Origin of the sequence: Micrococcus luteus, from assembly GCF_014138885.1 — a bacterium.
GTDB lineage: Bacteria > Actinomycetota > Actinomycetes > Actinomycetales > Micrococcaceae > Micrococcus > Micrococcus luteus.
In genome coordinates, this window is sequence record NZ_JACJIK010000001.1 from 205,346 (window position 1) to 232,187 (window position 26,842).

The window sequence follows — 26,842 nt, forward strand, 5'->3', positions numbered from 1 at the left end:
ACCGTGACCGACCACTACGAGACGCTCGGCGTCAGCCGTGACGCCAGCACCGAGGAGATCCGCCGCGCCTACCGCAAGCTCGCGCGCACCCACCACCCGGACGTCAACCCCGACCCGGAGGCGGCCGAGCAGTTCAAGCGCATCTCCCACGCCTACGAGGTGCTCTCGGACGAGGGCCGGCGCCGGGCCTACGACACGACGGGCAACGAGAACGGCCAGGCCGGCTTCCCGGGCGGCTTCGGCGGGACGGGCGGCTTCGGGGGCTTCGCCGACATCTTCGAGACCTTCATGAACGCCGCCGGCCAGGGCGGCCGCGGCGGCCCCGCCAGCCGCGCCCGCCGCGGCCAGGACGCCCTGGTGACCGCGCGGATCGACCTGCGCGACGCCGTCTTCGGCGGCGAGCAGACGATCGAGCTGGACACGGCCGTGCGCTGCGATCGGTGCGAGGGCTCGTGCTGCGAGCCCGGCACCCAGCCGGAGACCTGCCAGACCTGCCACGGCCACGGCATGATCCAGCGCCCCGTGCGGTCGCTGCTGGGCACCGTCATGGCCACCGAGGCCTGCCCCGCCTGCCAGGGGTTCGGCACCGTCATCCCGACGCCCTGCCACGAGTGCGACGGGCAGGGCCGCGTCCGCACCCGGACGCCGCTGACCCTGCGCATCCCCGCGGGCGTGGACGACGGCACCCGCATCCACCTCGCCGGCCGCGGCGAGGCCGGCCCGGGCGGCGGCCCGAACGGGGACCTCTACGTGGAGATCGCGGTCCGCCCGGACGAGACCTTCCGCCGCGAGGGCGACCACCTGGCCACCACCGTGACCGTCCCCATGGCCGCCGCGGCCCTGGGCACCACCGTCACGCTGGACACCCTGGACGGCAAGCAGTCCGTCAGCCTGGACCCGGGCGTGCAGTCCGGCCACGTCGAGGTCCTCCACGGCCTGGGCGTCGGCCGCCTGCGCGGGCAGGGCCGTGGCGACCTCAAGGTGGACGTGGTGGTCACCACGCCCACCGACCTGGACGACGAGCAGCGCCAGCTCCTGGAGCGCCTGGCCGAGGTGCGCGGCGAGGAGGTCGTGCACGGCGCACCCCAGGCCAAGGGCATGTTCGCCCGGCTGCGGGAGAACCTGAGGAACCTGTGACCGCCCCCCTGTTCCACCTCGAGCCGGGCGCCCTGGCCGGCGCGAGCGCGGGCGCGGAGGTCGTCTTCGGCGGCCCCGAGGCCCGGCACGCCGCCGCGGCCATGCGCCTGGCCCCCGGGGAGGCCGTGCTCCTGGCCGACGGGTCGGGCACGCTCGGCCACGGCACCGTGCTCGCGGCCGCCCCGGACGCGGTGACCGTGCGGCTGGACACGGTGGCGGAGGAGCCGGCGCCCACCCCGGCGCTCGTGCTCGTCCAGGCCCTCGCCAAGGGCGACCGGGATCTCATGGCGGTCCAGGCCGCCGTCGAGCTCGGCGTGGACGCCGTGGTGCCCTGGGAGGCCGAGCGCTCGATCGTCCGCTGGAAGGGTCCCAAGGCCGCCAAGGCCCGCCAGAAGTGGGCGGACACGGCCCGCGCGGCCGCCAAGCAGGCGCGTCGCGCCCGGGTGCCCGCGGTCCGGGACCACGTCTCCGGGACGGCGGTCGCCGGGCTGGTCCGGGACGACGACGGCGGCCGGCTCGTCCTCGTGCTGCACGAGGACGCGGAGCACGGGGTGTCCGCGGTGCCCGCGGAGCGACTCTCCGCGGCCGCCGAGATCGCCGTCGTCGTGGGCCCCGAGGGCGGGATCGGCCCGGCCGAGCTCGAGGCCTGCGTGGCCGCGGGGGCCGTGCCGGTGCGGCTCGGCCCGCACGTGCTGCGCGCCTCCACGGCCGGCCCCGCCGCCCTCGCCGTGCTCCAGCACCGGCTCGGCCGCTGGTGAGCCCCGGCAGGACGACGCGCCGACGCCTAGACTGGACGGGACGTCCCGCCCCCACGACCCCGAGGTGATCCGCCCCATCGTGACCGTGCCCCCCACGACCCCGACCCCGCCCGCCACCGCGCACGAGGGGGTCGCGTTCGAGACCGCCGACCTCATGGTCCGCACGCTCGGACCGCAGGACGCCCTGCTGCGGATCCTCGGCGGCGTGTTCCCCACCGTGGACGTCACGGTCCGCGACCAGCGGCTGGACCTGGCCGGGCCGGTGGCCGACGTGGCGTCGGTGCGGCGCGTCGTCGAGGACCTGCGCTCGATCGCCCGCCGCGACCAGGCCGTCACCCCCGAGGTGATGGGCCAGGTCGTCCACCACGTCCGCGATGCCGCCACCGGGCGCGGCGCGGGTCAGCTGCACCTGGACTCGATCCTCTCGGGCCGGGGCCGCCGCATCCGCGCGAAGACCCTGCACCAGCAGGACTACGTGGAGGCGATCGACCGCTCCACCGTCGTCTTCGGCATCGGCCCGGCCGGCACCGGCAAGACCTACCTGGCCATGGCCAAGGCCGTGCAGGCGCTGCAGGCCAAGGAGGTCAACCGCATCATCCTCACCCGCCCGGCCGTCGAGGCCGGCGAGCGGCTCGGCTTCCTGCCCGGCGGGCTCTCCGAGAAGATCGACCCGTACCTGCGCCCTCTGTACGACGCGCTGCACGACATGATCGAGCCCGAGTCGATCCCGCGGCTGATGGAGGCCGGGACCATCGAGGTCGCCCCGCTGGCGTACATGCGCGGCCGCACCCTGAACGACGCGTTCGTGATCCTCGACGAGGCCCAGAACACCACCGGCGAGCAGATGAAGATGTTCCTGACCCGCCTCGGCTTCGGTGCGCGCATGGTCGTCACGGGAGACACCTCGCAGGTGGACCTGCCGCGCGGCACCCAGTCCGGCCTGGCCCAGGCCGTCGAGGTGCTCGAGGGGATCGAGGGACTGGAGATGGTCCGCTTCGACTCCTCGGACGTGGTCCGGCACTCGCTGGTGAGCGCCATCGTGGACGCCTACGACGCCGCCCGCGGCCCCGCGGAGCGGTCCCAGAAGCGAGGAGGGGCCCGCCGTGGCCGTTGAGATCCTGAACGAGTCGGGGATCGAGGTCCCCGAGGACGCGCTGCTGCGCATGGCCCGGCACGTGTACGCGCGCCTGCACGTCCACGAGCGCGCCGAGACGGCCGTGACCGTCGTGGACGCCGCACGCATGGCCGAGCTGCACGAGGAGTGGATGGACCTGCCCGGGCCCACCGACGTGATGAGCCTGCCCATGGACGAGCTGACCCCCGGCTCGCCCGAGGCGCCGGCCGAGGGCGTGCTCGGCGACGTCGTGCTCTGCCCCGAGGTCGCCGCCGAGCAGGCGGCGCGCGGCGGGCACTCCCGTGACGACGAGCTGCTCCTGCTGCTCACCCACGGCATGCTCCACCTGCTCGGGTACGACCATCTCGAGGACGCCGAGCGCGAGGAGATGTTCACGCTCCAGGATCGGCTCGTCTCCGAGGTCCTGGGGCGGCCCGCCCCGGCCCCCACCGTCGAGGATTGACGGCACCGCCCATGCTGACGCCCGCCGTCCTCTTCGCCCTGTTCCTGGTCTTCCTCGGCCTGACCTGGACGCTGTCCCTGGCCGAGTCCGCGTTCTCCTACCTCTCCCGGCGGGACGCGGAGGACATCGTCCGCGAGCAGCCCGGCTCCAAGGTCCTGGAGATCGCCCGCGAGCGGGAGAGCCACCTCGGGGCCCTGCGGGTCTGGCGCTTCGTCGCCGAGGCCCTGTCGGCCGTCTGCCTGACCGCGGCCGCCGACGCGGTGGTGGACGACACGTGGCTCGCCGTGGCGATCGCCGCGGTCGTGCTCGTGGGCGTGGCCGCCCTGCTGGGCGTCTGGAGCCCGCGGCCGATCGGCTCCCGCAACGAGGCCGCCGTCGCCCGCCGCCTCGGCGGGCTCGTGTGGGTGCTCCGCCGGGCCCTGGGCCCGCTCGCCGCCCGCCTGGACCGGGACCGGCGCCGTCGCGAGGTCGAGCCGGAGGACGAGGACGACTTCCAGGAGCGCCACCTGCGCGAGTTCGTCGCCCGCGCCCACGACGCGGACGTGCTCGCCGACTCCGAGGCGGAGCTGATCCAGTCGGTGTTCTCCATGAACGACACCATCGTCCGCTCCGTCATGGTGCCGCGCACCGACGTCGTCACGATCGACGCCGACCACACGCTCGGCCAGGCCATGGCCCTGTTCCTGCGCTCCGGTAACTCCCGCATCCCGGTGATCGGCGAGGACGCCGACGACATCCGGGGCATGCTGCACCTCAAGGACGTCACCCGCGCCCTGCACCACGACGGCGCTGCGACCGACACCCCCGTCACCGAGGTCATGCGCGACGTCCGCTTCGTCCCCGAGTCGAAGTCCGTGGCCACCCTCCTGCAGGAGCTGCAGCGCGAGTCCACCCACGTGGCCGTGGTGGTGGACGAGTACGGCGGCACGGCGGGGCTCGTGACGCTCGAGGACCTCATCGAGGAGATCGTCGGCGAGATCTACGACGAGGACGACCACCCGGACCGCCCCGAGGTGGAGTTCGTCGCGCCCGGCGTCTACTCCGTCGACGCGCGCATGGGCATCCACGACTTCCGGGAGGAGTTCGAGCTGCCGGAGGAGGACGAGGACGACGACGTCGACACGGTCGGCGGCCTGCTGGCCAAGGAGCTCGGCCGCGTCCCGATCCAGGGCTCGCGCGTCGTGGTCCAGGGGATCGAGCTCGTCGCGGACACCCTCGAGCCCCGCCGCAACCGGGTCGCGCGCCTGCGCGTCTCCGAGACCCCCGACCGCCCGGTGCGGCTGCGCCGGCGCGAGGAGCAGGCCCACGGCGCCACGCCCGCCGACCCCGTGGCCTGAGCCGGCCGCCCCACCCCACGCCCCGCCTGACAAGGATGACCCCATGACCGATCTCGTCGATCCGGCCCGCGCCGCGGACGGCTTCCGTTCCGGCTTCGTCTCGCTCGTGGGCCGGCCGAACGCCGGCAAGTCCACGCTCACCAACGCGCTGGTGGGGGAGAAGGTGGCGATCACCTCCTCCAAGCCGCAGACCACGCGCCACACCATCCGCGGGATCGTCCACCGCGAGGACTTCCAGCTCGTGCTCGTGGACACCCCGGGCCTGCACCGGCCCCGCACCCTGCTCGGCGAGCGCCTCAACGACCTCGTGGCGGAGACGCTCAACGAGGTCGACGCCGTGGGCATGTGCCTGCCGGCCGACGAGGCGATCGGTCCCGGCGACCGGTTCATCGCCCAGCAGCTCTCCTACCTGCACCGCACCCCGGTGGTCGCCGTGGTGACGAAGACGGACAAGGTGGGCCCGGAGCAGCTCATGGCGCAGCTCGTGGCCGTGACCGCGCTGGGCGACGAGGTCCTCGGGCCGGAGAACGGCGGGGAGGGCTTCGCGGCCGTCGTGCCGGTCTCGGCGGTGGCCGGCCGCCAGGTCGACGACGTCCTGGGCGTCTTCGCGGGCCTGCTGCCGGCCGGGCCGCCCCTGTACCCCGACGGCGAGCTCACGGACGAGCCGGAGGCGGTCATGGTCGCCGAGCTCATCCGGGAGGCGGCCCTGGAGGGCGTGCGCGACGAGCTGCCGCACTCGGTGGCCGTGATGGTCGAGGAGATGTCCCTGCGCGAGGACCGCCCCGCGGATCGGCCCCTCATGGACGTGTGGGCGAACGTCTTCGTCGAACGGGACAGCCAGAAGGGCATCATCATCGGCAAGGGCGGCTCCCGGCTGCGTGAGATCGGCGCGCAGGCGCGGGCGGGCATCGAGCGCATGCTCGGCACCAAGGTGCACCTGGACCTGCGGGTCAAGGTCGCCAAGGAGTGGCAGCGCGACCCCAAACAGCTCGGCCGACTCGGCTTCTGAGCCCGAGGCCCCGGCCCGGGCGCGCACGCGCCGGAGCGGGCCGCCGTCGTCGTGCGTCACACGGGGACGGCCTCCTGTGGCCCGGCCCACCTCGGTGCTAGGGTCGGGGGCATGTCCCTCCGCCTCGCGACGACAGCGCCGGCCACGGCCCGCCTGCTACTTCCCGGCCGCACGGGGTCCCCGTGCCAGGCCGTGATCCACGCCGCCTGAGCGCATGCGGAGGCAGGACGCCTCCCACCGGACCGGACACCCCGTGCGGAGCCCCTGACCTCCCGGTCCGGCCACCGACCACCCACCTTTCGCGCGCCCGCCGCGCGCACGTCGAGGGAGAACACGCATGAGCGCCCACCTGCAGAAGTCGTCGGGGATGAAGTTCCACAAGTACGTCCCGTTCCAGGACCAGATCGAGGTCGCCCTGCCGGACCGCACCTGGCCGGACAAGGTCATCGAGAAGGCGCCGCTGTGGTGCGCCGTGGACCTGCGCGACGGCAACCAGGCCCTGATCGACCCCATGGGCCCCGAGCGCAAGTTGCGCATGTTCCAGCTGCTCGTCGGCATGGGCTTCAAGGAGATCGAGGTCGGCTTCCCCTCCGCCTCGCAGACCGACTACGACTTCGTCCGCCAGCTCATCGAGGGCGACCACATCCCGGACGACGTCACCATCCAGGTCCTCACCCAGTCCCGTGAGCACCTGATCGAGCGCACCTTCGAGGCGCTCGAGGGCGCCGACCGGGCCATCGTGCACCTGTACAACTCGACGTCGGTGCTGCAGCGCCGCGTGGTGTTCCGGCAGGACGAGGACGGGATCGTGGACATCGCGACCTCCGGCGCGCGCCTGGTGAAGAAGTTCGAGGAGCAGCTCAAGGGCACGCAGATCACCTACGAGTACTCGCCCGAGTCCTACACGGGCACCGAGCTCGAGTTCGCCCGGCGCATCTCGGACGAGGTGGCCACGGTCCTGGAGGCCTCCACCGACCGCAAGATGATCCTGAACCTGCCGGCGACGGTGGAGATGTCCACCCCGAACGTGTACGCCGACTCGATCGAGTGGATGCACCGCAACCTGGAGCACCGCGACTCGCTCATCCTCTCCCTGCACCCGCACAACGACCGCGGCACGGGCGTGGCCGCCGCCGAGCTGGGCTACCTGGCCGGGGCGGACCGCATCGAGGGATGCCTGTTCGGCAACGGCGAGCGCACCGGCAACGTCGACCTGGTGACGCTGGGCATGAACCTGTACTCGCAGGGCGTCGACCCCATGATCGACTTCTCCGACATGGACCACGTCAAGCGCACGGTCGAGTACTGCAGCCAGCTGGCCGTGCCCGAGCGCTCGCCCTGGGGCGGCGACCTCGTCTTCACGGCCTTCTCCGGCTCCCACCAGGACGCCATCAAGAAGGGCTTCGAGGCCATGGAGGTCGACGCCAAGGCGGCCGGCACCGACGTGGACGGCATCCCGTGGGCCGTGCCCTATCTGCCCATCGACCCGAAGGACATCGGCCGCTCCTACGAGGCCGTCATCCGCGTGAACTCGCAGTCCGGCAAGGGCGGCGTCGCCTACCTGCTCAAGTCCGAGCACAACCTGGACCTGCCGCGCCGCGCGCAGATCGAGTTCTCCCACGTCATCCAGGATCTGGCCGACGCCCAGGGCGGCGAGGTCTCCGGCGCCGACCTGTGGCGCGTGTTCCAGGACGAGTACCTGCCCGCCGACGCGGCGGAGGCGCAGTGGGGCCACTACCGGCTCCGCTCGGTCTCCTCGGCCTCCGGCGAGGACGGCGCGTTCCGGATGGAGGCCGAGCTCGAGGTCGACGGCGTCACGCAGACCCGCGCGGCGCAGGGCAACGGCCCGATCGACGCGTTCCTGCGCATCCTCGGCGAGGAGGGCGTGGACGTCCGCGTGCTCGACTACTCCGAGCACGCACTGTCCGAGGGCGGCGCGGCCATGGCCGCCGCCTACGTGGAGGCGGCCGTGGGCGACCGTGTCCTCTGGGGCGTTGGCCTGGACCACAACACCACCACCGCCTCGCTGAAGGCCGTGGTGTCCGCGGTGAACCGCGCCCTGCGCGCGTGAGCGGCTCCGGCTCCTCTTGGCGGGGTGCGCGGCACGGCGGCTACGCGGCGAACTCGTTCCGCACCGAGGCCATCGTGCTGCGCACCCACCGTCTGGGGGAGGCCGATCGCATCGTCGAGGCGCTCACCCCCGAGCACGGCCTGGTCCGGGCCGTGGCCAAGGGGGTGCGCAAGACGTCCTCCCGGCTGGGCTCGGTGGTGGAGCCGTTCATGCACTCCACGCTCCAGCTCGCGCGCGGCCGGGGCGAGCTGCACACCGTGAGCCAGGCGCAGCTGCTGCACCCGTACGCGACCATGCTGGCCGCCGACTACGACGCCTACACCGTCGCCGGCGCCCTCGCCGAGGCCGTCGAGCGGGTCCCCGCGGTGGACGACGACGGTCGGCGCGCCCAGTACCGCCTCTTCCACGGCGCGCTGGCCGCGCTGGCCCGCGGTGCGCACGACCCACGCCTGATCCTGCACTCGTTCCTGCTGCGCGCGCTCGCCCAGGCCGGCTGGGCCCCCACCTTCGACCGGTGCGCCCGCTGCGGCGCCCCCGGCCCGCACACGGCGCTGCACGTGGGCCTCGGCGGGGCCGTCTGTCTCGAATGCAGGCCACCCGGTGCCGCGCACCCAGCCCCGGAGACCTTCGACCTGCTCTCGGCCCTCGCGGCGGGGGACTGGGCCACCGCGGACGCCTCCGGGGCCCCCGCCCGCCGCGAGGCGGCCGGTATCGTGGCCGCGTACCTGCAGTTCCACGCCGAGCGGCGCCTGGTGTCCCTGTCCGTCCTGGACCAGGACCTCGGCCTCCCCGCCCCGCGCGTCGAGAGGAGACCATGAGCGCCGACCGAGCCCCGCAGTCCCCGCCGCCGCACCCCTCGGGTGCGGTCGCCCCGCGGATCGACCCGCGTTGCGTGCCCCGGCATGTGGCGATCGTGATGGACGGCAACGGACGGTGGGCCAACCAGCGCGGCCTGCCGCGCACCGAGGGCCATCGGGCCGGCGAGGCGGCGCTGCTGGACGTCGTCGCCGGGGCGGTGGAGCTGGGGATCGGCCACGTGTCCGCGTATGCGTTCTCCACGGAGAACTGGCGGCGCTCGGCGGAGGAGGTGCGCTTCCTCATGGGCTTCTCCCGGGACGTGCTGCGCCGGCAGCGGGACACCCTGCACTCGTGGAACGTGCGGATCCGGTGGAACGGGCGGGCCCCGCGCCTCTGGACCCCCGTGATCCGGGAGCTGCAGGAGGCCGAGGAGCTCACGCGCCACAACACCGGCACCACCCTGCACATGTGCGTGAACTACGGCAGCCGGGCCGAGATCCTGGACGGCGTCCAGGCGATCGCCGAAGAGGTCCGGGCCGGCCGGATGCGGCCGGGGGAGATCAGCGAGGACGTCATCACCCGCTACCTCGACCGCGGTTTCCGCACGGGTCAGGACGTCGACGTCGTCCCGGACGTGGACCTGTTCCTGCGGACCTCGGGGGAGCAGCGCCTGTCCAACTATCTGCTGTGGCAGTCCGCCTACGCGGAGCTGCTGTTCCTGGACGTGCTGTGGCCGGACGTCGACCGGCGGACCCTGTGGGCCGCCGTCGAGACCTACGCCCGCCGGGACCGCCGCTACGGCGGCGCCGTGGACACCCCTCAGCCGGCGCCGTCGTCCGGCGCGCCGGACTCGGCCTCGGACGCCGACGGCGGCGCGTAGGCCCCCAGCCACGTGAGCGTCGCGGCACCGGCCGCCTCGCGCACCGACGCGGGGGAGGCGAACACGTCGTGCAGCGCGTCGGGGAGCCGGTGGACGGTCACCCGGTCGCCGAGCCGCAGGGAGCGGCGGGCCATGGCGTCGGGGTCCAGGACGATGTCCGAGGTCAGCATCGCCTCGGCGTAGGACGTGCCCCGATGCCCGCGCGCGGAGACGAGCACGAGGATCGGCACGGTGACGTCGAGCCGCCCGGCCACGGCCCGGTGCCCCGAGAGGACCGCACTCAGCCAGGCGGCCGGCACCTCGAACGCGTGCGGGGGACGCCAGAGCGGGTGCAGGTCCCATTCGCCCTCGGCCTGGTCCGAGAGGGTGCGCCAGTAGTGGTCGATGCGCGGCAGTGTGAGCATGGCGTAGGGCTTCATGGCGGAGACGGGCCCCACGATGGACTTCGCCAGCAGGCGCACCCCCGCGCTGCCCTGCATCTCCAGCCACGGGCTGTTGAGCACGAGCGCGGCGAGGCGGCCGGGATTCCGGTCCGCCCACAGCGCGGCGATCAGCCCGCCGGTGGAGTGTCCCATGAGGATGGGCGGCAACGGGTGGTCCTGGGCGATGGTCTCGAACGCGGCCTCGAGGTCCGCGTCGTAGCGGGCCAGGTCGTCCGTCCAGCCGGGCGTCTGTCCCGTGCGCAGCGAGCGGCCGTAGTGGCGGAGGTCGACGGCGTGGAAGGCATAGCCGGCGGCCTCGAACGCGTGGGCGAGCGGGGCGTTGTAGAAGTAGTCGCTCCAGCCGTGCACCGAGAGGATGGGCCGCCGGGCCGGGTCACGGGCGGCGTCGGTGCGCGGACGCACCACTGTGACAAGGTTCTGTCCTTGTTCATCGGTGTCGAGGCCGAGCGTGCATCGTTCGAAGCCCGGCAGCCCGTCCGGGACCCAGCCCAGGCCCGGCGGATCGTCGAGGAACGGGCGGGTGTCCTCCTCCGTCGGTCCGCCGGCGGGTGCGCCGTGCGGGGCGGAGGGGTCCGGGGGCGTCGGCTGGATCGGGTCACGGGCCATCCGACCACTCTAGGAGGACCCCGGACGGGCGGGAGGCCCGTGCGAGGATGGGGGCATGCAGCTGCCTGATCCCAAGTCCGCCGTCGACGGCCTCCTGACCTCCCGTGCGCCTCGCCTGTACCCGCCCTTCTTCCGTGCCGTGTTCGGCGGCATGGACGCGGAGCAGGCGCACCATCGGGGCTTCGACGCGATCCGGCTGGTCGAGCGCACCGGGGCGTCCGCCGCCCTGCGCGCCGCCTTCCGCCCGGACCCGATGCTCGCGCGCACGGTCATGGGCCTGCGGTTCCCGACGCCCTTCGGCCTGGCCGCGGGGTTCGACAAGGACGGCCGGGGGACCGCCGCTCTGGCCGACCTCGGGTTCGGCCACATCGAGGTCGGCACGATCACGGCGCAGCCGCAGCCCGGCAACCCGCAGCCGCGACTGTTCCGTCTCGTGGACGACCGGGCGCTGGTCAACCGCATGGGCTTCAACAACGACGGCGCGGCGGCCGTCGCCCCCCGCCTGGCGCGGACCCGGCAGACACTGGAGCGCCGCTTCGGCCCGGCCCGGCCGGTCCTGGGCGTGAACATCGGCAAGACCAAGGTGGTCCCCCTCGAGGACGCGGCGGACGACTACCGGGCCTCGACCCGCCTGCTCGCGCCCCACGCCGACTACCTGACGGTCAACGTGTCCTCGCCGAACACGCCGGGGCTGCGCCAGCTGCAGGAGATCGACGCGCTGGAGCCGATCCTCACGGCGGTGCGCGAGGAGGCCGACCGTGCGGTCCCGGACCGTCGCGTGCCGCTGACCGTGAAGATCGCCCCGGACCTGGCGGACGACGACGTGCGCGCCGTCGGGGCGCTCGCCGAGCGCCTCGGGCTCGACGGCGTCATCGCGACCAACACGACCGTCTCCCGGGAGGGTCTGCGCACCCCGCGTGCCGACGTGGACGCCCTGGGCGCGGGCGGCCTGTCCGGCGCCCCGCTCCAGGAGCGGTCGATGCGGGTGCTGGAGGTCCTGCGGGCGGCGCTGCCGACGGGCACCGCCGTCGTCAGCGTGGGCGGGGTGACGGACGCCGACGACGTCCAGGCCCGGCTCGACGCGGGCGCGGACCTCGTCCAGGGCTACACCGCGTTCCTCTACGAGGGCCCGTTCTGGGCCGGCCGGATCACCGCCGGGCTGGCCCGGTCCCTGCGGGGCTGACGGTCTGCTCGCCGGGGACGCGACGGCCCGGACCCACCGGGGTCCGGGCCGTGGCGCGGTGTCGTGTCAGGCGGGGTACTCGCCCCGCTTGACCTGGGGCTTGGGCAGACGCAGGCGGCGGAACTGCAGGGCCCGCATGATGCCGTAGAAGCCGGTCCCGGACTCCGGCGTGCCGAAGCGCTCCGTGAGGCCCTTCTTGATGTGCCGGCTGACCAGGAAGCTCTCGATGAGCACGAGGGCCACGAGGACGTACAGGCTGATCATCAGGATCAGCTGCGCCTCGCGGCCGGGGATGAACATGAGCAGGACGTAGGCGAAGACGACGGGCATGAGCCACTCGCCGATGCCGGTGCGTGCGTCCACGTAGTCACGGACCCAGCGCTTCTGCGGTCCCTTGTCGCGCGCCGGGAGGCCGCGCTCGTCCCCGGTCTCCAGCGCGGCGCGCTGGCGCATCCGCTCCTGGGCCATCGCCTGACGCTCGGCCTTGCGGGCCGCCTTGCGATCCTCGGGGACCAGGGTGCGACGGCGCGCGGCCTCCTGGTCGCGGCGCCGCGGAGTCGGGCCCTTCTTGCCCTGCGAGCGGTCGCGCGGCCCGGCCTCGGCCACGGCGGCGCCCTCGGCGGGAGCGGCCGAGGAGCCGTGAGTCGAGGGGGCGGGCGCGGTCTCGGGGGTCTTGTCTCGCTTGAACACCCCTCCAGTCTAGTGGTGGGGCGCGTCCGGCCCGCCCGGAGGCGCGGCCCTCGGCTCGGCCGCCGTCTACGCTGGCCGTCATGACTGACATCACCTCCCGTGCGCCGCAGGACGCGGCCCTCGTCTCCGCCGTCCGTGAGGCCGTCGAGGCCCGTTTCCCGACGACCCTCCAGACCCTCACCGACCTCGTGGCGATCCCGGGCATCGCCTGGGACTCCGCGGACCGCACCCAGCTCGAGCGGTCCGCCGAGGCCGTCGCGGGCCTGCTGCGCGAGGCGGGCCTGCAGGAGGTGGAGATCGTGACCGAGACCCGCGACGACGACCGGCCCGGTGGGCCGGCGGTGATCGGCGAGAAGCCCGGCGCCTCTGACAAGCCCACCGTCTTGTTGTATGCCCATCACGACGTGCAGCCGATCGGGGACGAGGACCTCTGGGACACCCCGCCGCTCGTGGCCACCGAGCGCGGCGGGCGGCTGTACGGCCGCGGCGCCGCCGACGACAAGGCCGGCATCATGGTCCACCTCGCCGCTTTCGCCGCCCTGCGGGACGTCCTGCCCGACGCCGGCGTCGGCGTCCGCGTCTTCATCGAGGGCGAGGAGGAGGCCGGCTCGCCCACCTTCCGCACCTTCCTGGAGAAGCACCGGGCGCGCCTCGACGCCGACGCGATCGTGGTCGCGGACTCGTCCAACTGGGCCGTGGGGGAGCCCGCGCTGACCACCTCCCTGCGTGGGCTGGTGGACGGCACGGTGACCGTCCGGGTGCTCGACCACGCCGTGCACTCCGGCATGTTCGGCGGGCCGGTCCTGGACGCCGTCGTCCTGCTCTCGCGGCTGATCGCCACGCTCCACGACGCGGACGGCGCGGTCGCCGTGCCCGGCCTCGAGCCGCGGCAGACCGCGGGCCTGGACTACCCCGAGGACGTCTTCCGTGCGGACGCGGGCGTGCTGGACGGGGTGACCCTGGCCGGCCGCGGCCCGGTCGCGGACCGGCTGTGGAACGCTCCCGCGCTGAGCATCATCGGGATCGACGCGCCCTCGGTCGCGGAGTCCTCGAACACGATCCAGCCCGCGGCGCGCGCGAAGTTCTCGCTGCGCCTGGGCCCCGGCATGGAGCCCGCGGAGGCCTTCGAGGCGCTGCGCACCCACCTGGAGGCGCAGTCCGCGGCGGTGCTCGGCGCGGAGATCACGGTCACCGCGGGGGAGTTCGGTCAGCCGTTCACGACGGACACCTCGGCCCCCGCCGCGGCCGCGATGATGGCCGCCCTGGAGGACGCCTGGGGCGTCGAGCCCCGGGCGATCGGCATGGGCGGCTCCATCCCGTTCACCGCGGACCTCGCCGAGGTCTTCCCGGAGGCCACCCTCCTCATCACGGGCGTGGAGGACCCGGACACGCGGGCGCACTCGGCCAACGAGTCGCTGCACATCGACGACTTCAAGCGGGCCGTCGTGGCCGAGGCGCTCTGGCTCGCGCGGCTCTCGGCGTGAGCGCCGCCCGGCCCGTCGGTGCGGCGGGCCGGGAATGCCCCGTGGGCGGCTAGTGTTGTCCAGGAGACCACACGCGCGTGACGGCCCCGTCCGCGCCCCATGATCTGAGGAGGTCACGATGGCTCTGTCCGCAGAGGAGACCGGCGTCGAGATCGGCGCAACCCAGGACGCCGAGGGCCTGCCCCCGCACGAGGTCGAGCTGACCGACGTGGCGGCCGGCAAGGTGCGCTCGCTGCTCGAGCAGGAGGGTCGCACGGACCTGCGGCTGCGGGTCGCCGTGCAGCCGGGCGGCTGCTCTGGCCTGATCTACCAGCTCTACTTCGACGAGCGCGTCCTCGACGGCGACACCGTCCGTGACTACGACGGGGTCGAGGTGATCGTCGACAAGATGAGCGTGCCCTATCTCATGGGCGCGACCATCGACTTCGAGGACACCATCTCGAAGCAGGGCTTCACGATCGACAACCCCAACGCGGGCGGCTCCTGCGCCTGCGGCGACTCCTTCCACTGATCTGCGGGCGCCCGGAGCGCCTCGGACCGCGAACCGGCGGGTCGGCCTCGGCCGGCCCGCCGTCGTCGTGCCCGGGCACCGTGCCCAGGATGCTCGGACCCGACTCCCAGACACGATCGGCACGTGTCACGGTGCGGTGAATCCGCGTGTTTCGGCTTAGACTGGCTCTGAATCATCAGGGCATACCCGTGCTCCCTGCGAGGACGCTGCGAGAAGTCGCCGAATCGTCGGGGGAGCGGGGACGCCCCTCGCACACGAGATGAAGAGGAAGGCCGTCTGTGAGAGCACAGAATGACGCCGGACGTCGGACTCGCCGCCGCTGGAGCGCCGGTGCCGTGGGCACCACGGCGCTCCTGGTGCTGACCGGCTGTTCGGCAGAGGTCCAGCGCGGCTGGTACCCCGGCACCCGGGAGACCACCAACCACAACGCCCAGCTCACCGACCTGTGGGTGAACTCTTGGATCGCGGCCATGGCCGTCGGCCTGCTGGCCTGGGGCGCCATGATCTGGTGCATGGTGGCCTACCGCCGTCGCAAGAACGACCAGGGCTTCCCGAAGCAGACGGCCTACAACGTGCCGCTCGAGACCATGTTCACGGCCATCCCGATCCTGATGGTCTTCACCCTCTGGGGCTTCACCGACCGCGTCCAGACCGAGGTCGACCGCCCCGTGGACGACTCGCCGCTGACCGTCACCGTGTACGGCAAGCAGTGGTCCTGGGACTTCAACTACTCCTACGAGCAGGAGAACGGCGAGGTCATCGAGGCCCACTACTCCGGCATCCAGGCCCAGCTGGACGGCACCGAGGGCGTGCGTGACACCCTTCCGGTCCTGTACCTGCCGAACGACGTGCCGGTGCACTTCGAGCTGAAGTCCCGTGACGTGGCCCACTCCTTCTGGATCCCGCAGTTCCTCCAGAAGCGCGACATGGTGCCCGGCAAGACCAACCACCTGTACCTGACCCCCCAGGAGCTGGGCAGCTACGACGGCAAGTGCGCCGAGCTGTGCGGCGAGTTCCACTCCGAGATGCTCTTCAACGTGGAGGTCGTCGACGAGACGGAGTTCGTCCAGCGCCTCGAGGAGATGGAGCCGGGTCAGGTGGGCGAAGAGTACAGCCGCAATCCCAACAACAACCCTGACGGCGCCGGGACGATGGAGCGCGATCTCCAGACCCCCCGCGGTGGAGGTAGCCACTGATGACCACTTACGAGTACGCAACGGATGAGGTGCGCTCACAGGCGCAGCCTCGTGTGGTGCCCCGTTCGCTGGGCAAGATCGTCGTCAGCTGGCTGACGACGACCGACCACAAGGTGCTCGGGTACATGTACCTGATCACGTCCTTCGTCTTCTTCTGCATCGGCGGCGTCATGGCCCTCATGATCCGCGCGGAGCTCTTCGAGCCCGGCATGCAGATCCTGCAGACGAAGGAGCAGTACAACCAGCTGTTCACCATGCACGGCACGCTCATGCTGCTCATGTTCGCGACCCCGCTCTTCACGGGCTTCGCCAACGTGCTGGTGCCGCTGCAGATCGGTGCTCCGGACGTGTCCTTCCCGCGTCTGAACGCCTTGGCGTTCTGGTTCTTCCTGTTCGGCTCGCTCATCGCGACCGCCGGCTTCCTCACCCCGCAGGGTGCGGCCTCGTTCGGCTGGTTCGCCTACGCCCCGCTCTCCAACACCACGTACTCGCCGGGCGTCGGCGGTGACCTCTGGGTGTTCGGTCTGGTCCTCCAGGGCTTCGGCACGATCATGGGCGGCGTCAACTTCATCACCACGATCCTGACGATGCGTGCCCCGGGCATGACGATGTGGCGCATGCCGATCTTCACCTGGAACACGCTCATCACCGGCATCCTGATCATGGTGGCGTTCCCGCCGTTCGCCTCCGCGCTCTTCGCGCTGGGCCTGGACCGTCGCTTCGGCGGCCACATCTTCAACCCGGAGAACGGCGGCGCCATCCTGTGGCAGCACCTCTTCTGGTTCTTCGGCCACCCCGAGGTGTACATCATCGCCCTGCCGTTCTTCGGCGTCGTGTCGGAGATCATCCCGGTGTTCTCCCGCAAGCCGATCTTCGGCTACAAGTCCATCGTGTTCGCGACGACGGCGATCGCCGCGCTCTCCGTGACGGTGTGGGCGCACCACATGTACGTGACCGGCGCCGTGCTCCTGCCGTTCTTCTCCGTGATGACCATGCTCATCGCGGTCCCGACCGGCGTGAAGTTCGTGAACTGGATCGGCACCATGTGGCGCGGTTCGATCACCTTCGAGACCCCGATGCTGTGGACGCTCGGCTTCATGGTCACCTTCCTGTTCGGTGGCCTGACCGGCGTCATCCTGGCGTCGCCGCCCCTGGACTTCCAGGTGTCCGACACGTACTTCGTCGTGGCGCACTTCCACTACGTCGTCTTCGGCACCGTGGTGTTCGCGATGTTCGCCGGCTTCTTCTTCTGGTGGCCGAAGTTCACCGGCAAGATGCTGAACGAGCGTCTCGGCAAGATCCAGTTCTGGATGCTGTTCGTGGGCTTCCACGGCACGTTCCTGATCCAGCACTGGCTCGGTGTCATCGGCATGCCCCGTCGCTACGCGGACTACATGGTGGAGGACAGCTTCCAGGCGATGAACGCGTTCTCCTCGGTGTTCTCCTTCGTTCTCGGCGCGTCGCTGATCCCGTTCTTCTGGAACGTCTACATCACCTCGCGCTATGGCAAGAAGGTCACCGTGGACGACCCGTGGGGCTTCGGCGGCTCGCTCGAGTGGACCACTTCGTGCCCGCCGCCGCGGCACAACTTCCACTCCCTGCCGCGCATCCGCTCCGAGCGTCCGGCGCTGGATCTGCACCACCCGGAGCTCTTCCCGCACTCGCCTCAGAACACGTCTGAGGCCTTCGGAGAGAAGGTCGCCCAGTGAAGGTCGCAGCCAACATCTTCTGGATCATCGGCCTGTTCTTCATCGCAGCCGCCACCCTCTACGGGTTCTGGGTCGAGTGGACCGAGTGGGCAGGCATCCCGGCCATCTACGCCGTGGGCGGGATGTCCTGGATGATCGCCTGGTACCTGCGGGCCGCCGAGCACAAATACGGCGTCGGCCCTGCAGATGACGAGGACGGTCAGATCGTCGAGTACGCCGGCACCTACGGCACCTTCGCTCCCTGGAGCTGGTGGCCCCTGGGCCTCGGCCTGGGCTGCGCGATCATCGTGACCGGCCTGGCCGTCGGCTGGTGGGTCTTCATCATCGGCATCGTCGCCGCCGCCTACTTCACCTTCGGGTGGGTCTACGAGTTCTCTCGGGGCAAGTACGCCCACTGACCCGTCCGTCGTTCCACCACCGCAGGCCGGATCCCCTCGGGGTCCGGCCTGCGGCGTTTCCCTGTGCGCTGAGTACGGCCGGCCCGCCGTCGTGGCAGCCGGCCAGCCGCTCGACGTACACCGCGGCGGCGGATCTCCACGACCTGTCTCGCCGCGTCTGGGGAAGCGGGAGCCGTGCACCATGAGCGCGCGTGCCGCGCAGCGGCGCTGGGCAGGCCACCCGACGTCGGCGCGTGCGTTGGCAGCCGCCCTGAGGGGTCGGGCGGCGATGCCCTGATGAGCCCTGCACGGCCGGGGAGTGGGCCGCACGACCGCGTGTGACCGTGTCGGCGGCCGCGCGGCTTTCACCCCGCTCCGGGCGACCGGAGACCGCCGCGTCGTGTGGCAGGAGGGTATGAGGCCGCTGCCAGCCGTGGGGCCGGCCGAGCCCGGGGGAGCGTCGCCACCGGGGTAGGGGCCGACGGTGAACGTCGTGTCCCGCCTCCATCGCCGACGCCTCGCGTCGCTGGGCCTCGCAGGTGCACGCCCGAGCGAGACCACGGTCGCGGTGACAGGCCGGTACGTCCTCTCTCGCCCCGGTCCGGGCCAGGGGGTGTGCTGGTCGATCGCTGAGTTGCAGCTCGGTGCACCCCGCCCGGGCACCGCTGCCACACGCGGCGACAGGTCCGGCTTCGCCGTGAGGCCGTCAGAGCTCCGCGCGCCACCGCTAGGGGGTCGGCCCGTGTCCCACAGCTTGCAGGTGCACGGTGCGCCTCGGCCTGCGGCGGCGACCCGCTGAGGCGTCTGGCGCCGGTCTTTCCCTGCCGGGGTGGGCACGCAGGCGGAGGATTCCGGCCCGGTGCCGGTACGTTCGACCGTGTCCGGGCGCAGCTGGTGGTGGGCGGGCGCAGCGGACGGTACAGAGGGCAGTGGTGTGCGTGGGCGAGGCCCATGCGCGGACCTCCCTCCGAGGACGAGCGGATGTCGCAGCGCCCACCCGTGGTGGGGCGCCACCTCATCGACTCTGAGCGCACGTGGGAGGAGAGCCGCTTGAGGACCCAGAGCATCGACGGTGCCCGTCTCCGGCCGTCTCTCGGGATGCCCCCGTAGAACGCCACCTGCATCCGCCCCGCATCCGTCGTCGCGGACCGGACGCACGCCTGTCCGTGCCCGAACCGGCCGGCCGCGACGAGCGAGGCGCACCACTTTGCTCACGCCCACCCGAGGTGGCCGCCGAACGAGGACCCCGCAGCGCAGGACGCAGAGACCCGGCAGTCGGGGGGGCGGGGCGCTGGACCGCCTCGTGACGCCCGCTGCGGCCGTGGGCGGGCTCTCCCTCGGTGGCCGCGGCGGCCCGCCTCCCGGGACGCCGAAGGGCCCCGCGCACCGTGGTGCGCGGGGCCCTTCGTCAGAGGATCAGCCGACCGGGGTCAGCGCTCCAGACGAGGAGCGTCCGAGCCGTGTCCGAGCTCGACGGGGTGCTCCTCGTGGCCATGCTGACCGTGGGTACGGGCCTCCACCAGCTCCTCGCGGGAGACCGGGGCGACGCGTTCCTGGTAGAACATGCGGTTCAGGCCGGCACGGGCCTTCTCCAGCATGCCCACCTTGCCGTTGCGGCTGGGGATGGCAGCCACCGGACGGCGGTCCTCGAAGGACACCAGGCGGTACAGCTCGTAGTCGGTGAGCTGACGGTGCCGCTCGTGGAAGCCGCCCTCGGGGGACATCTCGATGACACCGGCCTCGTGGCCGTGGAGCACGAGCTCACGGTCCTTGCGCTGCAGGGACAGGCAGATGCGGCGGGTCACGATGAAGGCGATCACCGGGCCGAGGAAGAACAGCGCGCGCAGCACGTACAGCACGTCGTTCAGGGAGAGGTGGAAGTGGGTGGCGATGAGGTCCGAGGACGCGGCCGCCCACATGACGCAGTACCAGACGACGGCGGCCACGCCGATGCCCGTGCGGGCCGGGGCGTTGCGCGGACGGTCGAGCAGGTGGTGCTCAGTGTTGTCCTTGGTGATCCACCGCTCGATCCAGGGCCAGGTGCACATGCCGACGAGCAGGACGCCGACCGGGATCAGCGGCACGAGCACGCCCATGGGCAGGGACACCGAGGAGCCCCACGGCATCGGGATGTTCCAGAGGAAGGAGTAGTCGCCGATCATGCCCGGCATGAGGCGCAGGGCGCCGTCGAACACGCCGATGTACCAGTCGGGCTGGGTGCCGGCCTGCACCGGGGACGGATCGTACGGGCCGTAGTTCCAGTTGGCGTTGATCGTCACCGTGGAGGCGATGAGCGCGAGCACACCGAACACGATGAAGAAGAAGCCGCCGGCCTTGGCCGCGTACACGGGGCCCACCGGGTAGCCGACCACGTTGTCCTCGGTGCGGCCCGGGCCCGGGTACTGGGTGTGCTTGTGCACGACGACCATGAACAGGTGGATGCCGATCAGCAGCAGGATGGCGGCCGGCACGATCATGATGTGCAGGGCGTACAGGCGGCCGATGACCGAGTGGCCGGGGAACTCGCCGCCGAAGAAGAAGGCGGAGAGGTACGTGCCCACCAGCGGCAGCGACTTCAGGATGCCGTCGATGATGCGCAGGCCGTTGCCGGAGAGCACCTCGTCGGGCAGGGAGTAGCCGGTGAAGCCGGCGGCCCAGCCGGCCATCAGCAGGAAGCAGCCGACCAGCCAGTTCAGCTCACGCGGGCGACGGAACGCGCCGGTGAAGAACACGCGCAGCATGTGGACGGACATGGCCGCCACGAACATCAGCGCCGCCCAGTGGTGCAGCTGGCGCATGAACAGGCCGCCGCGCACGTCGAACGAGATGTCCAGGGTCGAGGCGTAGGCCGCGGACATCTCGATGCCGCGCAGCGGGGCGTAGGCCCCGTCGTAGACGACCTCCGACATGGAGGGGTCGAAGAAGAGGGTGAGGAACGCGCCGGACAGCAGCAGGATGACGAAGCTGTACAGGGCGACCTCGCCGAACATGAACGTCCAGTGGTCCGGGAAGATCTTGCGGCCGAAGAACTTCACGATCGGCGACATGCCCATGCGGGTGTCGACGAAGTTGGCGATGCGGCCGGTCGTGGTCGCCGGCTGGAACTCATTCACGGTGGTGCTCATAGGTGTCAGCCACGCTCCCAGTAGACAGGCCCGACGGGCTCATGGAAATCGCTCTGGGCCACGAGGTAGCCCTCGTCGTCCACGGTGATCGGCAGCTGCGGCAGCGCGTGGCTGGCCGGGCCGAAGATGACCTTGCACTCCTGCGTCAGGTCGAAGGTCGACTGGTGGCAGGGGCAGAGCAGGTGGTGGGTGTGCTGCTCGTACAGGGCGATCGGGCAGCCCACGTGCGTGCAGACCTTGGAGTAGGCGAAGATCCCGTCCACGTTCCAGTCCTCGCGACCCGGGGTGATCTTCACCTTGGCCGGGTCGAGGCGCATGAGCAGGACGACGGCCTTGGCCTTCTGGTTGAGCTTGTCAGGGCCCAGGTCGTTCAGGCCGTCGGGGATGACGTGCACGGCGGAGCCGAGCGTGACGTCCGAGGCCTTGATGGGGGAGCCGGTGGGGTCGCGCACGAGGCGCACGCCCTCGGCCCACATGGTGTGACGCAGACGCTCCGGACCGAAGTTGTGGATCTCCTCATCCGAGAAGTTGTCCGAGTCGTCCAGATCGCGGAACACGGCGATGAACGGCAGGGGGGCAAGCAGGGCGGCGCCGATCAGGGTGTTGCGCAGCAGGGGGCGGCGCTTGATCTGCGACTCGTCCAGGATCTCGGAGATCATCCCGGTGGCGGCGACACGGTCGGCCTCCGAGCGGATCTCATGACGGTCCTCCACGGTCTCGTGGTCGGGCATCAGGGTCTTGGCCCAGTGCACCACGCCGATGCCGATGCCGAACATGGCGAGGGCGGTGCCCAGGCCGAGCAGCAGGTTCTGCAGGTAGATCTTGCTGAACGCCTCACCGTTCCCGATCTGCCCCACGCCGAAGTAGCCGATGAAGAAGAGCACCGTGCCCACGATGGAGATGAGGAACATGACCGAGACCTGACGCTCGGCGCGCTTCGCAGCCTTCGGATCCTCATCGGCCAGGCGCGGACGGTGCGGAGGCAGGCCCGGGTTGTCGATCGCGTACCGGGGCGCGTCCTCGCCGGCGTGCTCGAGGGAACCCGAGCGGTGCTCGGTCCCTTCAAAGCCTTTCTCGCCCATATGTCCTGTTTCCTTTACTCGAGTGATGAATGTCGATGACGGGTGGTCGGCGCGCCTGCGCCGACGGGATCAGGAGGACCGGCTGGTGAGCCAGACCATGAAGCCGATGATCAGCGCCAGGCCCGCGGTCCAGATGAACAGGCCCTCGGAGACGGGGCCGAGCGAGCCGAGGGCGAGGCCGCCGGGGGAGCCCTGGTTCTCGATGGTCTTCAGGTAGGCGATGATGTCGCGCTTGTCCTCGGGCTTGATGTTCGAGTCGGAGAACACCGGCATGTTCTGCGGGCCGGTCTCCATGGCCTCGTAGATGTGCTTCTCCTCCACGCCGTGCAGAGACGGGGCGTACTTGCCGCGGGTGAGCGCACCGCCGGCCGCAGCCGCGTTGTGGCACATGGCGCAGTTGATGCGGAACAGGTCGCCGCCGCGGGTGATGTCCACATCCTCGTGGTTCACATCCAGGTACTCGTCCTCGGGGACGGCGGGGCCGGCGCCCAGCGAGGCGACGTAGGCGGCGAGCTGCGCCGTCTGCTCGTCGTTGAACTGGTTCGGCTTGACCTGGGCCTGCGGGCCGTTCATCTGCATCGGCATGCGGCCGGTGCCCACCTGGAAGTCGACGGAGGCGGCGCCGACACCGATCAGGGACGGACCGGAGGGACCCCCCGCGGCACCCGTGCCGTGGCACGAGGCGCAGTTCGCGTTGAAGAGCTTCTCGCCCTCGGAGATGTCATCAGCCGAGGCGGCCGCGGTGACCTGCGTGGCCGCCTGCGCCTGGTTCACGGTGCTCGCGACGGAGTACAGTCCGCCGGTCACCAGGAGTCCCAGCAGGAGGAGCGCCAGCCCCATCAGGGGATGGCGTCGGTTCTGCGAAAGTGCCTTCACGGGGGTTTCCTATCGTTCTCTTCCCGGGCGGGCCGCTCATGCTGCCGGCCCGGGCCTGAAGTCGGTGCGGTGAGTGGGGGTCGTCTTACTTCAGGAAGTAGACGATGAAGAACAGGGCGATCCAGACGACGTCCACGAAGTGCCAGTAGTAGGACACGACGATCGCCGACGTCGCCTCGTGGTGGCCGAAGCGGCGGGCCATGTAGGCGCGGCCGATGATGAAGAGGAACGCGATCAGGCCGCCGGTCACGTGGATGGCGTGGAAGCCGGTGGTGATGTAGAACGCCGAGCCGTACGCGTTCGCCGCGACGGTCACACCCTCGGAGACGAGAACCGCGTACTCGTAGGACTGCACCGCCACGAAGATCGAGCCCATGATGAAGGTCAGGATGAACCACTCGACCATGCCCCACTTCCCGAACTGCAGGAAGCCGCCGGTGCGGCGGGGCTGAAGGCGCTCGGCGGCGAGGACGCCGAACTGGGCGGTGACGGAGGAGAGCACCAGGATCGTCGTGTTCACCGCGGCGAGCGGGACGTTGAGGATCGCGGTGTGCTCGGCCCAGAGCTCCGGAGACGTGGAGCGCAGGGTGAAGTACATGGCGAAGAGCCCACCGAAGAACATGAGCTCGCTGGCAAGCCACACCATGGTCCCGACCTGCACCATGTTCGGCCGGCTCGGGAGCCCCGTGGTGGGCTGATGGAGAGTGGGGTTAGCTGTGGTCACCCAGCCATTATGGCCCCAAACACCGCCCGGGCGGTAAATCGAACCTACCGTGTCGCAGGACAGGTCGTCAGCACCGTCGGGGGGTTTCAGTGACAGTCGGGGGCTGGCGTCCAGGGGATGTTCAGGTTCGCGGTGCGCGGCGCATGACACGACGCGGTGCCGGGTGCGGCCGGGCCGCTAGGCTCAGTGCGTGAGCACCCCCGAGAACACCGCAGCAGTCCTTGGGACCTCCTGGCCGGAGGTCTTCCGCGCCCTCACCGTCGGTGAGGACCTCAGCGACGACGTCGCCGCGTGGGCCATGGGGGAGATGATGGCCGGCGATGCCACCGAGGGGCAGGTGGGGGGATTCCTCCTCGCCCTGGCCGCCAAGGGGGTGACGGTGCCGGAGCTGCGCGGCCTGACCGAGGCGATGGTGCAGGCGGCGAACCCGGTGCACGTGCCGGGGGAGACCCTCGACGTCGTGGGCACGGGCGGCGACCGTCTGGGGACCGTGAACCTCTCCACGATGTCCTCGCTCGTGGCCGCAGGTGCGGGCGCGCGGATCGTCAAGCACGGGAACCGCGGCGCCTCGTCCACCGCCGGCGCGGCCGACGTGATCGAGGCCCTCGGCGTGGACTTGTCCATGCCGGCCCGGAAGGCCGAGGAGTGCGCCGAGGCCGTGGGCATCACGTTCCTGTTCGCCCAGAACTACCACCCGTCCATGAAGTATGTGGCCCCGGTGCGCAAGCAGCTCGGCGTGCCCACCGTGTTCAACTTCCTCGGCCCCCTGAGCAATCCGGCCCAGGTCACCGCCCAGGCCCTGGGCTGCTCGAGTGAGGCCATGGTCCCGCTGCTGGCGCAGGTGCTCGCGGACCGGGGGGTGCGCGGCTTCGTCTTCCGCGGGGCGGACGGCCGGGACAAGATCACGACGTCGGGGCCGTCGACCGTCATGGAGGTCCGGGACGGTGTGCGCACCCACGAGCTCGATCCCCGGGAGCTGGGCATCGACCTGGCCCCCGTCCAGGCCCTGGCCGGGCGGGACGGCGCCTACAATGCGACCCTCGTCCGCGCTCTGCTGGCGGGGGAGAAGGGCCCGATCCGCGACGCCGTCCTCCTCAACGCGGCCGCGGGCCTGACGGCCTGGGACCGCGACGCGGACGCGCCGCTGATGGAGCGACTGGCGGCCAACATGGCGCGGGCCGCCGAGTCGATCGACTCCGGCGCCGCGCGTGACGTCCTGGACCGCTGGGTCGCCTTCTCCCGATCCTGATGGTGCGACGACGGGCCCTCGCCGGCGAGATGGGGCCCGTCGTGGAGAGGACGCTCAGGAGTCGAAGCCGAGCGCCCATCCCTCGCCGAGGTCCTCAGACGAGTAGGTCCGGAAGGCCAGCATGGTCTCGGTGTCCTGGATCCCGTCGACCTTGGAGAGGTGGTCGGCGATCACGTCGGCGAGGTCCTCATAGCGGCGCACCTTGACCATCGCCACCAGGTCCCACGCGCCGGTCACGGAGTAGACCGACCCGACCCCCTCGAGCGCAGCGAGGGCCTCGGCGGTCTCCGGGATGCTGGATTTGTCGGTCTTGATCAAGACGATGGCGGTGACCACGGGCGGTCCTCATTTCCTCGATGCTGCGGGTCCGGTGTCCGCGATGATCCTAGCTGCGCGCCGGCTCCTCACCTCCGGGTGCGGCGCACCAGCCAGGCGGTCACTGCCCGGCGGCCCAGGAGCAGGACGCCCAGCACCCCGAGCGCCACGAGCACGAAGGACACGGGTGCGCCACCGAGGCCGAAGGCCACGCGCAGGACCATCCCGACGGCGACGGTCCCCAGCCAGACGATCACGCCGTGGGGCCACACGCGGGCCCAGGTCCGGTGTCCGGAGGTCAGCCCGGTCATGAGCAGGAGGCCCGCGAGGAACGGCGCCGCCGTGACCAGCAGACCCAGCAGCCCGCGCTCCGTGGAGTGCTGCCCCTGGCCCAGAGCCACGAAGAGGACGGTGAGCAGGAGGTCGACGGCAAGCGCAGGCAGGGCGCCGCGCGGGGCGCGATGCTCGGCGGGCACGACACGACGGGCGGTGGGGGAGGACGTCATGCATCCAGTCTGGCGCACCGAGACGTCCGGACGGAGCGTCCGGCCGAGGACGGCTCGGCAGACGGGCCCCACAACAAGACAGCGCCTTTGTCAGAGGTAGGCTCACTGCATGGTGTCCGTGCATCTGGTGCCCATCCGACCGACCGCCGCCACCGCTGACGACGCGCGGCGTCTGGCAGCCGCGCTGCTCGACGATCCTCGCCCGGACGCGGCTGTGACCGCGGCGGCGTGGCTTCTCGACGAATCCGGCCCGGGCACCGATGCGGCGTCGCACGACGGCGAGCTGGCCGTCGTCGTCGACGGCATGGCGGCCACGGTCGGCTTGGCGCTGTGGGCCGTGCGGACCGGGTCCTGGGCGGTGCTGTTGGATCCCGAGGATGCCCTCGACAAGGATTCATCATTGTCGTACCTGACAACAGCCGAGCGGCGGCGGGCCCGGCGGGCACCGGGCCGACTCGTGCTGCCGGGCGGAGGTCGCGCGGACCGCGCCTCGGATGCCGGCCGAGAGGCTGATCTGCGCTGTGCGGAGGCCACCCTGCAGCTGGTCGCCGCGGTGGAACGGCGCCGGTCCGCTGATCAGCACGCGGCGGGACGGCTGGTCGAAGCCGGCGCCAGTCAGCGAGAGGCGGCGGCCGAACTCGGGATCAGCCAGCAGGCCGTCCATTCCCGGTTGCGACACGGGCTCTGGCACGAGAGCCGGACGGCGGTGGCGGCTGTCCTGCCGTTGCTGGAGCGGCTGTCCGCAGACCCGGGGGAGTGAACCCCGGCACGCGGTGTCGGTGCCGCCCGGCGCGGCCACCTGGGCCAGTTCACGACGCGGCGCGTGCCGTGCAGGCGGCCTCCGAAGGGGAGGCGAAGAACAGGCTAGTTGACATAATGTACATTATCGGCGCACTGCGGAACGGTGGACAGGGCGCCCTCCGCGGCGGGTCTCGCGCGTAGCCTGGACCCATGACGATCATGACCGACCAGCGCGACCGCCCCCTGCACGCGACGATCGCCGTCGTCCTGGCCATCGCCACGGCGGGCTACCTGGCTCCATGGGCCGTCGCCGCCGTCCGTGGCCGTTCCAACGTGTGGGCGGTATTCTGGGTGAACCTGCTCACCGGGTGGACCGTCCTCGGCTGGTGCATCGCGCTGTACATGTCGCTCACCAGCCATCGCCGGCTGCGGTCCTGGGGTCCGCGCGGCCTCTGACC

26 protein-coding genes are annotated in these 26,842 nt (G+C 71.6%); 18 read left to right on the forward strand and 8 right to left on the reverse strand.

Going from position 1 to position 26,842, the window contains the following annotated elements:
• The first annotated feature begins 3 nt into the window (after positions 1-3).
• The 9 genes from dnaJ to HDA34_RS00885 all read left to right on the forward strand — a co-directional run bounded on the left by dnaJ (position 4) and on the right by HDA34_RS00885 (position 9,567).
• Positions 4-1,137, forward strand: a complete 1,134-nt coding sequence (dnaJ, locus tag HDA34_RS00845) for a molecular chaperone DnaJ (RefSeq protein ID WP_134377186.1) — start codon at positions 4-6, stop codon at positions 1,135-1,137.
• Positions 1,134-1,895: a 16S rRNA (uracil(1498)-N(3))-methyltransferase gene (locus HDA34_RS00850; protein WP_101962541.1), complete on the forward strand. Its 762-nt coding sequence runs from the start codon at positions 1,134-1,136 to the stop codon at positions 1,893-1,895. The genes dnaJ and HDA34_RS00850 overlap by 4 nt, the downstream gene beginning before the upstream one ends.
• Before the next feature lie 76 nt (positions 1,896-1,971).
• On the forward strand, positions 1,972-3,009 hold the full coding sequence (locus HDA34_RS00855) for a PhoH family protein (protein ID WP_230278170.1): 1,038 nt from the start codon (positions 1,972-1,974) through the stop codon (positions 3,007-3,009).
• Positions 2,999-3,472, forward strand: coding sequence for an rRNA maturation RNase YbeY (ybeY, locus tag HDA34_RS00860; RefSeq protein ID WP_041103738.1), 474 nt, complete (start codon positions 2,999-3,001; stop codon positions 3,470-3,472). The genes HDA34_RS00855 and ybeY overlap by 11 nt, the downstream gene beginning before the upstream one ends.
• Before the next feature lie 11 nt (positions 3,473-3,483).
• Complete coding sequence (locus HDA34_RS00865) at positions 3,484-4,809, forward strand: hemolysin family protein (RefSeq protein WP_119217271.1); 1,326 nt, start codon at positions 3,484-3,486, stop codon at positions 4,807-4,809.
• Positions 4,810-4,852: 43 nt separating this feature from the next.
• Positions 4,853-5,818 carry a GTPase Era gene (era, locus tag HDA34_RS00870; RefSeq protein WP_041103742.1) on the forward strand — a complete coding sequence of 322 codons (966 nt, stop codon included), beginning with the start codon at positions 4,853-4,855 and terminating at the stop codon, positions 5,816-5,818.
• 337 nt (positions 5,819-6,155) lie between these two features.
• Positions 6,156-7,889, forward strand: a complete 1,734-nt coding sequence (gene leuA, locus HDA34_RS00875) for a 2-isopropylmalate synthase (protein ID WP_127435400.1) — start codon at positions 6,156-6,158, stop codon at positions 7,887-7,889.
• Positions 7,886-8,707, forward strand: coding sequence for a DNA repair protein RecO (gene recO, locus HDA34_RS00880; protein ID WP_041103746.1), 822 nt, complete (start codon positions 7,886-7,888; stop codon positions 8,705-8,707). The genes leuA and recO overlap by 4 nt, the downstream gene beginning before the upstream one ends.
• Positions 8,704-9,567, forward strand: a complete 864-nt coding sequence (locus HDA34_RS00885) for an isoprenyl transferase (RefSeq protein ID WP_060973667.1) — start codon at positions 8,704-8,706, stop codon at positions 9,565-9,567. The genes recO and HDA34_RS00885 overlap by 4 nt, the downstream gene beginning before the upstream one ends.
• On the opposite strand, the gene HDA34_RS00890 is transcribed toward HDA34_RS00885, so the two are convergent.
• A complete protein-coding gene (locus HDA34_RS00890) occupies positions 9,507-10,616 on the reverse strand; it encodes an alpha/beta hydrolase (RefSeq protein WP_060973666.1) in 1,110 nt (369 codons plus the stop codon). The genes HDA34_RS00885 and HDA34_RS00890 overlap by 61 nt on opposite strands.
• Before the next feature lie 55 nt (positions 10,617-10,671).
• Here HDA34_RS00890 and HDA34_RS00895 point away from each other — a divergent pair, with 55 nt between their 5' ends.
• Positions 10,672-11,799 (forward strand): quinone-dependent dihydroorotate dehydrogenase, encoded by a 1,128-nt coding sequence (locus tag HDA34_RS00895; protein ID WP_060973665.1) that lies wholly within the window; start codon positions 10,672-10,674, stop codon positions 11,797-11,799.
• A 66-nt stretch (positions 11,800-11,865) separates the two neighbouring features.
• Here HDA34_RS00895 and HDA34_RS00900 read toward each other — a convergent pair whose 3' ends face one another.
• Positions 11,866-12,489 carry a DUF3043 domain-containing protein gene (locus HDA34_RS00900; protein WP_036336545.1) on the reverse strand — a complete coding sequence of 208 codons (624 nt, stop codon included), beginning with the start codon at positions 12,487-12,489 and terminating at the stop codon, positions 11,866-11,868.
• An 80-nt stretch (positions 12,490-12,569) separates the two neighbouring features.
• On the opposite strand from HDA34_RS00900, the gene HDA34_RS00905 reads away from it, so the two are divergent.
• The 5 genes from HDA34_RS00905 (at position 12,570) to HDA34_RS00925 (ending at position 17,787) form a co-directional block, all read left to right on the forward strand.
• Positions 12,570-13,973, forward strand: coding sequence for a dipeptidase (locus HDA34_RS00905; RefSeq protein WP_060973664.1), 1,404 nt, complete (start codon positions 12,570-12,572; stop codon positions 13,971-13,973).
• Positions 13,974-14,091: 118 nt separating this feature from the next.
• Positions 14,092-14,484 carry an iron-sulfur cluster insertion protein ErpA gene (gene erpA, locus HDA34_RS00910; RefSeq protein ID WP_002854644.1) on the forward strand — a complete coding sequence of 131 codons (393 nt, stop codon included), beginning with the start codon at positions 14,092-14,094 and terminating at the stop codon, positions 14,482-14,484.
• A 278-nt stretch (positions 14,485-14,762) separates the two neighbouring features.
• On the forward strand, positions 14,763-15,680 hold the full coding sequence (ctaC, locus tag HDA34_RS00915; protein ID WP_060973663.1) for an aa3-type cytochrome oxidase subunit II: 918 nt from the start codon (positions 14,763-14,765) through the stop codon (positions 15,678-15,680).
• Positions 15,680-17,389, forward strand: a complete 1,710-nt coding sequence (ctaD, locus tag HDA34_RS00920) for an aa3-type cytochrome oxidase subunit I (RefSeq protein WP_049161847.1) — start codon at positions 15,680-15,682, stop codon at positions 17,387-17,389. The genes ctaC and ctaD overlap by 1 nt, the downstream gene beginning before the upstream one ends.
• Entirely contained in the window at positions 17,386-17,787 is a 402-nt protein-coding gene (locus HDA34_RS00925; protein ID WP_002854636.1) for a cytochrome c oxidase subunit 4, read from the forward strand. The genes ctaD and HDA34_RS00925 overlap by 4 nt, the downstream gene beginning before the upstream one ends.
• A 1,409-nt stretch (positions 17,788-19,196) precedes the next feature.
• Here the strand turns inward: HDA34_RS00925 and qcrB are convergent.
• The 4 genes from qcrB to ctaE all read right to left on the reverse strand — a co-directional run bounded on the left by qcrB (position 19,197) and on the right by ctaE (position 23,573).
• Positions 19,197-20,891, reverse strand: coding sequence for a cytochrome bc1 complex cytochrome b subunit (qcrB, locus tag HDA34_RS00930; protein ID WP_060973439.1), 1,695 nt, complete (start codon positions 20,889-20,891; stop codon positions 19,197-19,199).
• Positions 20,892-20,896: 5 nt separating this feature from the next.
• Positions 20,897-21,973 carry a cytochrome bc1 complex Rieske iron-sulfur subunit gene (qcrA, locus tag HDA34_RS00935; protein ID WP_044658560.1) on the reverse strand — a complete coding sequence of 359 codons (1,077 nt, stop codon included), beginning with the start codon at positions 21,971-21,973 and terminating at the stop codon, positions 20,897-20,899.
• 69 nt (positions 21,974-22,042) lie between these two features.
• Complete coding sequence (gene qcrC / locus HDA34_RS00940; RefSeq protein WP_002854532.1) at positions 22,043-22,849, reverse strand: cytochrome bc1 complex diheme cytochrome c subunit; 807 nt, start codon at positions 22,847-22,849, stop codon at positions 22,043-22,045.
• Between the two features lie 85 nt (positions 22,850-22,934).
• Positions 22,935-23,573 (reverse strand): aa3-type cytochrome oxidase subunit III, encoded by a 639-nt coding sequence (gene ctaE, locus HDA34_RS00945; protein WP_428842618.1) that lies wholly within the window; start codon positions 23,571-23,573, stop codon positions 22,935-22,937.
• A gap of 190 nt (positions 23,574-23,763) precedes the next feature.
• Between ctaE and trpD the strand changes: the two genes are divergently transcribed.
• Entirely contained in the window at positions 23,764-24,822 is a 1,059-nt protein-coding gene (gene trpD, locus HDA34_RS00950) for an anthranilate phosphoribosyltransferase (RefSeq protein WP_044658561.1), read from the forward strand.
• Between the two features lie 54 nt (positions 24,823-24,876).
• Here the strand turns inward: trpD and HDA34_RS00955 are convergent, their stop codons facing one another.
• Together HDA34_RS00955 and HDA34_RS00960 are read right to left on the reverse strand one after the other, a co-directional pair.
• A complete protein-coding gene (locus HDA34_RS00955; RefSeq protein WP_036384759.1) occupies positions 24,877-25,158 on the reverse strand; it encodes an Lrp/AsnC family transcriptional regulator in 282 nt (93 codons plus the stop codon).
• Between the two features lie 68 nt (positions 25,159-25,226).
• Positions 25,227-25,643, reverse strand: a complete 417-nt coding sequence (locus HDA34_RS00960; RefSeq protein WP_036315092.1) for a DUF3054 domain-containing protein — start codon at positions 25,641-25,643, stop codon at positions 25,227-25,229.
• A 109-nt stretch (positions 25,644-25,752) separates the two neighbouring features.
• Here HDA34_RS00960 and HDA34_RS00965 point away from each other — a divergent pair, with 109 nt between their 5' ends.
• A complete protein-coding gene (locus HDA34_RS00965; RefSeq protein ID WP_044658562.1) occupies positions 25,753-26,403 on the forward strand; it encodes a hypothetical protein in 651 nt (216 codons plus the stop codon).
• 191 nt (positions 26,404-26,594) lie between these two features.
• Positions 26,595-26,840, forward strand: a complete 246-nt coding sequence (locus HDA34_RS00970; protein WP_002854519.1) for a superinfection immunity protein — start codon at positions 26,595-26,597, stop codon at positions 26,838-26,840.
• The last annotated feature ends 2 nt before the right edge of the window (positions 26,841-26,842 follow it).